Raw genomic sequence first — 2,098 nt, 5'->3', positions numbered from 1 at the left:
TCCCACCAAGATCAGGGCCTGGGACGTGGCGCGCCGTCTTCGACTTGGTGCGTCGGATGAAAAAAGCGACCATTGGTTCAGATATGACAAGCGGCGATGGTTTTCCTCTGGCGACAGATTTGAGCGTGCCGCCTTGCGGGTACTACCCTATCTTGGCGGCCAAGCAGAGGACTGGTGGGGACGAGAGACAGGTGAGCCAAAAACGTCGGCCTAACAACGACATGCACCGGAGCCGCCACCGCGCAGTGCTCATGATTACTCACAGTGCCGCTCGGCGGCCCGGTGATGTGTGTTCGTTAGGTGCTCGCCCTCTTAACTGACAGATTGCAGAGGCCCGGAATGAAGAAGAAGACATCTGCGCGAACTCCTCCGCGACCCCTTGAACGGGACGTACTGGTAGAGGCAGGACACAGGTGTGCTATCCCCACCTGTCGCCAAATACCTGTAGAAATCGCTCACATTGTTCCTTGGGCACGTGTAAAAGCGCACACATTTGATAACTTAATTGCTCTTTGCCCAACTTGTCATACACGATACGATAACGGTGAGATTGATCGCAGAGCGATGCTGCAATACAAAGCGAACCTCTCTGTTCTAGAGCGGTTTTCGGTTGCATTTAGCTAGTAAACCGGTCAGTCTACGAGCTATGAAACCTTATTCCAACGACTTGCGCCACAGAATCGTCGAAGCCTGTGAAAGCGGCAAGTACTCACAGGGCGAAGTCGCTGAGTTGTTCCAAGTCAGTCTCGCCACGGTCAAAAACTTCCTCCGCCGCAAGCGCGAGACCGGCTCGGCTGATGCATTGCCGCATGCCGGCGGCAACAAGCCGTTGCTGGATGAAAAAGCCCGTCTCTTCATCCGGCAGAGCGTTGCCGAGAATAACGACTTAACCCTTGATGAGTTGTGCCAACGGGTCAAAGCCAAGCATAAGAAAGCCGTCTCGCTCCCGACCATGAGCCGCCTGTTACAGACACTTAATTTGCCGCGAAAAAAAAGTCGCTCCACGCCTCCGAACGAGACACGCCGCGGGTCCAGCAGGCGAGAGCCGAGTACCGGAAATTGATTGCCCGGCTGGATTTCAGTCGGCTGAAGTTCATTGATGAATCGGGAGTTAATCTGGCGTTGACGCGCTTGTACGGTCGCGCTCCGCGTGGCGAGCGGGCGGTCGGCAGCGCACCGATCAACTATGGTCAGAACCTGACGCTGATCGGCGCCTTGGGCAGCGGCGGCCTGGACGCGCTGCTGTGGATTGAAGGAGCGACCGATGGCGAGGTCTTCCGCGCCTACACCGAATGCATCCTCTGTCCGACGCTGGTGGCTGGCGACATCGTCGTGATGGACAACTTGGGAGCGCATAAGGTGAGTGGCATCCGTGAGGCAATTGAAGCGCAGGGAGCGCAGTTGATTTATTTGCCGCCGTACTCGCCCGACCTGTCGCCGATTGAGCGGTGCTGGTCGAAGATCAAGACCGCCTTGCGAAGTATCGGAGCACGAACCCGTCGCAAGTTGGAGCGGGCCATCAAGCGAGCGCTTGCGACGATCACTGAATCTGATGCCTTGGCCTGGTTTACTCATTGTGGCTATCAGCTAAACTGACATGAAAACCGCTTTAAACAGCCGTTATGGTGATCTGGAGCGCAGGGTGCTCAAATTCTTCGCGGAAGATCCGAATCTAGAATCCGTTTGGATAAATAAGGGGTTTGATATTCTGCTGATGTATCTTGTAGAAGATGGTTTGCTAATAAAGGATGAAGGCTTGAAGTACTATTATGCAGAAGGAAATCCCTTTCAGCTTACAGACAAAGGGCGAGAATTCGTCAAGCGATGGCTAAATGCTGAAGTATTGGAATAGTATTGCTCACAGGCCAAAACGCACCTAACAAGGACATGCACCGGAGCCGCCGAAGCGCAGTTCACGTGATTGCCCGCGATGCCGCTCGGCGGCCCGGTAATGTCCGGCGTTAGACAACTTTGCTCGACAAAGACGTGGCTAATTGATAGCGCCTGCGCACCACCTTCGCTGGCCAAGCCAACACCAACCTCGTGGTTGTGTGGCGGCGCAACTCGCTCGCGCCTGCCTTCACTTGCTTCGTCGCGT

Annotated in this window: 4 protein-coding genes and 1 pseudogene; all 5 read left to right on the top strand. The window is 55.2% G+C overall.

All coding sequences use genetic code 11. The features are described from left to right. A partial coding sequence (locus VJ464_23775; GenBank protein HKQ08165.1) for a hypothetical protein occupies nucleotides 1–214 on the top strand: 214 nt, incomplete at its 5' end. A gap of 125 nt (nucleotides 215–339) precedes the next feature. Next, entirely contained in the window at nucleotides 340–624 is a 285-nt protein-coding gene (locus tag VJ464_23770) for an HNH endonuclease signature motif containing protein (GenBank protein ID HKQ08164.1), read from the top strand. A 22-nt stretch (nucleotides 625–646) separates the two neighbouring features. Then, nucleotides 647–1,063, top strand: coding sequence for a transposase (locus tag VJ464_23765; GenBank protein ID HKQ08163.1), 417 nt, complete (start codon nucleotides 647–649; stop codon nucleotides 1,061–1,063). After that, nucleotides 1,048–1,596 (top strand): annotated as a pseudogene (locus tag VJ464_23760) (IS630 family transposase). Before VJ464_23765 ends, VJ464_23760 begins: the two are co-directional and overlap by 16 nt. 1 nt (nucleotide 1,597) lies before the next feature. Further along, nucleotides 1,598–1,852, top strand: a complete 255-nt coding sequence (locus VJ464_23755) for a hypothetical protein (protein HKQ08162.1) — start codon at nucleotides 1,598–1,600, stop codon at nucleotides 1,850–1,852. The last annotated feature ends 246 nt before the right edge of the window (nucleotides 1,853–2,098 follow it).

The sequence above is a fragment of the Blastocatellia bacterium genome, from assembly GCA_035275065.1.
Lineage (GTDB): Bacteria > Acidobacteriota > Blastocatellia > UBA7656 > UBA7656 > DATENM01.
Note: the sequence above shows the minus strand (reverse complement) of the source record. Positions and strands in the feature narration are given on the sequence as shown.

Coding starts and splice junctions, on each gene's coding strand:
- VJ464_23770 (HKQ08164.1), top strand. CDS start 340: ATGAAGAAGAAGACATCTGCGCGAACTCCTCCGCGACCCCTTGAACGG.
- VJ464_23765 (HKQ08163.1), top strand. CDS start 647: ATGAAACCTTATTCCAACGACTTGCGCCACAGAATCGTCGAAGCCTGT.
- VJ464_23755 (HKQ08162.1), top strand. CDS start 1,598: ATGAAAACCGCTTTAAACAGCCGTTATGGTGATCTGGAGCGCAGGGTG.